2 tRNA genes, 3 rRNA genes and 1 pseudogene are annotated in these 5,639 nt (G+C 51.9%); 5 read left to right on the forward strand and 1 reads right to left on the reverse strand.

Going from position 1 to position 5,639, the window contains the following annotated elements:
• Nucleotides 1–274 (reverse strand): annotated as a pseudogene (locus EA798_RS20365) (hypothetical protein); the annotation flags it as partial.
• Nucleotides 275–375: 101 nt separating this feature from the next.
• Here EA798_RS20365 and EA798_RS20370 point away from each other — a divergent pair.
• From EA798_RS20370 to rrf, 5 genes are all read left to right on the forward strand, one after another.
• Nucleotides 376–1,912: ribosomal RNA gene (locus EA798_RS20370) — 16S ribosomal RNA — on the forward strand.
• Between the two features lie 91 nt (nucleotides 1,913–2,003).
• Nucleotides 2,004–2,080 (forward strand) — tRNA-Ile (locus tag EA798_RS20375).
• A gap of 30 nt (nucleotides 2,081–2,110) precedes the next feature.
• Nucleotides 2,111–2,186: transfer RNA gene (locus tag EA798_RS20380), tRNA-Ala, on the forward strand.
• A 253-nt stretch (nucleotides 2,187–2,439) separates the two neighbouring features.
• Nucleotides 2,440–5,330, forward strand: a 23S ribosomal RNA gene (locus EA798_RS20385).
• A 131-nt stretch (nucleotides 5,331–5,461) separates the two neighbouring features.
• Nucleotides 5,462–5,577, forward strand: a 5S ribosomal RNA gene (rrf, locus tag EA798_RS20390).
• Together the 16S, 23S and 5S rRNA genes with 2 tRNA genes alongside form the textbook arrangement of a ribosomal RNA operon.
• Nucleotides 5,578–5,639 lie beyond the last annotated feature (62 nt).

Below are 5,639 nucleotides of genomic sequence, written 5' to 3' on the forward strand. Positions count from 1 at the left end.
TCGGAAGCGGTTGAAAGAGGTGGTTGACAGCGGTTTTGAACGCTGTATGATTCGCCTCCCGCTGACGAGAGATGAGAGTTGATCGAAAGCGCAAGCGGTTGAGAAGAAACGAAAAATTCTTCAAAAACAGCTTGACAGGTAACAGGGCTGCTGTAGAATGCGCGGCCTCGGTTGAGACGAAAGACTTGATCGAAACGCTCTTTAACAACTGAATCAAGCAATTCGTGTGGGTGCTTGTGAATGTAAGACTGATGGTCAGATAGATTATCAGCATCACAAAGCAACACTCGTTTATTCGAGAGTTACTCTTTACTTGTAAAGAGATTTGCGATTGCTGAGCCAGGTTTAGGGTTTTCTCAAAACCCAAGCAGTATTGAACTGAAGAGTTTGATCATGGCTCAGATTGAACGCTGGCGGCAGGCCTAACACATGCAAGTCGAGCGGATGAAGGGAGCTTGCTCTCTGATTCAGCGGCGGACGGGTGAGTAATGCCTAGGAATCTGCCTGGTAGTGGGGGACAACGTTTCGAAAGGAACGCTAATACCGCATACGTCCTACGGGAGAAAGCAGGGGACCTTCGGGCCTTGCGCTATCAGATGAGCCTAGGTCGGATTAGCTAGTTGGTGAGGTAAAGGCTCACCAAGGCGACGATCCGTAACTGGTCTGAGAGGATGATCAGTCACACTGGAACTGAGACACGGTCCAGACTCCTACGGGAGGCAGCAGTGGGGAATATTGGACAATGGGCGAAAGCCTGATCCAGCCATGCCGCGTGTGTGAAGAAGGTCTTCGGATTGTAAAGCACTTTAAGTTGGGAGGAAGGGCAGTAAGCTAATACCTTGCTGTTTTGACGTTACCGACAGAATAAGCACCGGCTAACTTCGTGCCAGCAGCCGCGGTAATACGAAGGGTGCAAGCGTTAATCGGAATTACTGGGCGTAAAGCGCGCGTAGGTGGTTCGTTAAGTTGGATGTGAAAGCCCCGGGCTCAACCTGGGAACTGCATCCAAAACTGGCGAGCTAGAGTATGGCAGAGGGTGGTGGAATTTCCTGTGTAGCGGTGAAATGCGTAGATATAGGAAGGAACACCAGTGGCGAAGGCGACCACCTGGGCTAATACTGACACTGAGGTGCGAAAGCGTGGGGAGCAAACAGGATTAGATACCCTGGTAGTCCACGCCGTAAACGATGTCGACTAGCCGTTGGGATCCTTGAGATCTTAGTGGCGCAGCTAACGCATTAAGTCGACCGCCTGGGGAGTACGGCCGCAAGGTTAAAACTCAAATGAATTGACGGGGGCCCGCACAAGCGGTGGAGCATGTGGTTTAATTCGAAGCAACGCGAAGAACCTTACCAGGCCTTGACATGCAGAGAACTTTCCAGAGATGGATTGGTGCCTTCGGGAACTCTGACACAGGTGCTGCATGGCTGTCGTCAGCTCGTGTCGTGAGATGTTGGGTTAAGTCCCGTAACGAGCGCAACCCTTGTCCTTAGTTACCAGCACGTTAAGGTGGGCACTCTAAGGAGACTGCCGGTGACAAACCGGAGGAAGGTGGGGATGACGTCAAGTCATCATGGCCCTTACGGCCTGGGCTACACACGTGCTACAATGGTCGGTACAAAGGGTTGCCAAGCCGCGAGGTGGAGCTAATCCCATAAAACCGATCGTAGTCCGGATCGCAGTCTGCAACTCGACTGCGTGAAGTCGGAATCGCTAGTAATCGTGAATCAGAATGTCACGGTGAATACGTTCCCGGGCCTTGTACACACCGCCCGTCACACCATGGGAGTGGGTTGCTCCAGAAGTAGCTAGTCTAACCTTCGGGGGGACGGTTACCACGGAGTGATTCATGACTGGGGTGAAGTCGTAACAAGGTAGCCGTAGGGGAACCTGCGGCTGGATCACCTCCTTAATCGAAGACTTCAGCTTCTTCATAAGCTCCCACACGAATTGCTTGATTCACTAGCGAAAAGCGATTGGGTTTCGACCCGAGAGAGACGATTGGGTCTGTAGCTCAGTTGGTTAGAGCGCACCCCTGATAAGGGTGAGGTCGGCAGTTCGAATCTGCCCAGACCCACCAATTGTCATGGGATGTGGCCGATCTGTAGATGGGGCCATAGCTCAGCTGGGAGAGCGCCTGCTTTGCACGCAGGAGGTCAGGAGTTCGATCCTCCTTGGCTCCACCATTAACTCGATAATCGCTGAAAGCTCAGAAATGAGTGCTGCTTGCGCATCTGCTGGTGTGTGAGGGTATTGATTTCTGGTCTTTGCGCCAGAACTGTTCTTTAAAAATTTGGGTATGTGATAGAAGTAGATTTGAGTGATCACTTTCACTGGTGGTTATTCAAGTCAAGGTAAAATTTGCGTGTTCTCTATGCAAATTTTCGGCGAATGTCGTCTTCACGTTATAGACAGTAACCAGATTGCTTGGGGTTATATGGTCAAGTGAAGAAGCGCATACGGTGGATGCCTTGGCAGTCAGAGGCGATGAAAGACGTGGTAGCCTGCGAAAAGCTTCGGGGAGTCGGCAAACAGACTTTGATCCGGAGATGTCTGAATGGGGGAACCCAGCCATCATAAGATGGTTATCACACACTGAATACATAGGTGTGTGAGGCGAACCAGGGGAACTGAAACATCTAAGTACCCTGAGGAAAAGAAATCAACCGAGATTCCCTTAGTAGTGGCGAGCGAACGGGGATTAGCCCTTAAGCTTCTTTGATTTTAGCGGAACGCTCTGGAAAGTGCGGCCATAGTGGGTGATAGCCCTGTACGCGAAAGGATCTTAGAAGTGAAATCGAGTAGGACGGAGCACGAGAAACTTTGTCTGAATATGGGGGGACCATCCTCCAAGGCTAAATACTACTGACTGACCGATAGTGAACCAGTACCGTGAGGGAAAGGCGAAAAGAACCCCGGAGAGGGGAGTGAAATAGAACCTGAAACCGTATGCGTACAAGCAGTGGGAGCCTACTTTGTTAGGTGACTGCGTACCTTTTGTATAATGGGTCAGCGACTTATTTTCAGTGGCGAGCTTAACCGAATAGGGGAGGCGTAGCGAAAGCGAGTCTTAATAGGGCGTCTAGTCGCTGGGAATAGACCCGAAACCGGGCGATCTATCCATGGGCAGGTTGAAGGTTAGGTAACACTGACTGGAGGACCGAACCGACTACCGTTGAAAAGTTAGCGGATGACCTGTGGATCGGAGTGAAAGGCTAATCAAGCTCGGAGATAGCTGGTTCTCCTCGAAAGCTATTTAGGTAGCGCCTCGTGTATCACTGCTGGGGGTAGAGCACTGTTTCGGCTAGGGGGTCATCCCGACTTACCAAACCGATGCAAACTCCGAATACCAGCAAGTGTCAGCACGGGAGACACACGGCGGGTGCTAACGTCCGTCGTGAAAAGGGAAACAACCCAGACCGTCAGCTAAGGTCCCAAAATCCTGGTTAAGTGGGAAACGATGTGGGAAGGCTTAGACAGCTAGGAGGTTGGCTTAGAAGCAGCCACCCTTTAAAGAAAGCGTAATAGCTCACTAGTCGAGTCGGCCTGCGCGGAAGATGTAACGGGGCTCAAACCAGGTACCGAAGCTACGGGTTCAACGCAAGTTGAGCGGTAGAGGAGCGTTCTGTAAGCCTGTGAAGGTCAGTTGAGAAGCTGGCTGGAGGTATCAGAAGTGCGAATGCTGACATGAGTAACGACAATGCGAGTGAAAAACTCGCACGCCGAAAGACCAAGGGTTCCTGCGCAACGTTAATCGACGCAGGGTGAGTCGGTCCCTAAGGCGAGGCTGAAGAGCGTAGTCGATGGGAAACGGGTTAATATTCCCGTACTTCTAGTTACTGCGATGGGGGGACGGAGAAGGCTAGGCCAGCAAGGCGTTGGTTGTCCTTGTTTAAGGTGGTAGGCAGAGATCTTAGGTAAATCCGGGATCTTAATGCCGAGAGCTGATGACGAGCTTTCTTTTAGAAAGCGAAGTGGTTGATGCCATGCTTCCAGGAAAAGCCTCTAAGCTTCAGGTAACTAGGAACCGTACCCCAAACCGACACAGGTGGTTGGGTAGAGAATACCAAGGCGCTTGAGAGAACTCGGGTGAAGGAACTAGGCAAAATGGCACCGTAACTTCGGGAGAAGGTGCGCCGGTGAGGGTGAAGTATTTACTACGTAAGCCCATGCCGGTCGAAGATACCAGGCCGCTGCGACTGTTTATTAAAAACACAGCACTCTGCAAACACGAAAGTGGACGTATAGGGTGTGACGCCTGCCCGGTGCCGGAAGGTTAATTGATGGGGTTAGCGCAAGCGAAGCTCTTGATCGAAGCCCCGGTAAACGGCGGCCGTAACTATAACGGTCCTAAGGTAGCGAAATTCCTTGTCGGGTAAGTTCCGACCTGCACGAATGGCGTAACGATGGCGGCGCTGTCTCCACCCGAGACTCAGTGAAATTGAAATCGCTGTGAAGATGCAGTGTATCCGCGGCTAGACGGAAAGACCCCGTGAACCTTTACTATAGCTTTGCACTGGACTTTGAATTTGCTTGTGTAGGATAGGTGGGAGGCTTTGAAGCGTGGACGCCAGTTCGCGTGGAGCCATCCTTGAAATACCACCCTGGCAACTTTGAGGTTCTAACTCTGGTCCGTTATCCGGATCGAGGACAGTGTATGGTGGGTAGTTTGACTGGGGCGGTCTCCTCCTAAAGAGTAACGGAGGAGTACGAAGGTGCGCTCAGACCGGTCGGAAATCGGTCGTAGAGTATAAAGGCAAAAGCGCGCTTGACTGCGAGACAGACACGTCGAGCAGGTACGAAAGTAGGTCTTAGTGATCCGGTGGTTCTGTATGGAAGGGCCATCGCTCAACGGATAAAAGGTACTCCGGGGATAACAGGCTGATACCGCCCAAGAGTTCATATCGACGGCGGTGTTTGGCACCTCGATGTCGGCTCATCACATCCTGGGGCTGAAGCCGGTCCCAAGGGTATGGCTGTTCGCCATTTAAAGTGGTACGCGAGCTGGGTTTAGAACGTCGTGAGACAGTTCGGTCCCTATCTGCCGTGGACGTTTGAGATTTGAGAGGGGCTGCTCCTAGTACGAGAGGACCGGAGTGGACGAACCTCTGGTGTTCCGGTTGTCACGCCAGTGGCATTGCCGGGTAGCTACGTTCGGAAGAGATAACCGCTGAAAGCATCTAAGCGGGAAACTTGCCTCAAGATGAGATCTCACTGGAGCCTTGAGCTCCCTGAAGGGCCGTCGAAGACTACGACGTTGATAGGTTGGGTGTGTAAGCGCTGTGAGGCGTTGAGCTAACCAATACTAATTGCCCGTGAGGCTTGACCATATAACACCCAAACAATTTGGCTGTTAGACGGTAAGTCGACAGTAAAACCGAAAATCTGCACGAACACGCAATACCTTGATCACATACCCAATTGGCTGCAGCGGCTAAACCCCGAGGCAGCAACTGAATTGCTTGACGACCATAGAGCGTTGGAACCACCTGATCCCATCCCGAACTCAGTAGTGAAACGACGCATCGCCGATGGTAGTGTGGGGTTTCCCCATGTGAGAGTAGGTCATCGTCAAGCTCCTTTCCCAAACCCCCGACCCGCGCAAGCAGGTCGGGGGTTTGCTTTTGCGCTCAAGAAAA

The organism is Pseudomonas songnenensis (assembly GCF_003696315.1).
GTDB lineage: Bacteria > Pseudomonadota > Gammaproteobacteria > Pseudomonadales > Pseudomonadaceae > Stutzerimonas > Stutzerimonas songnenensis.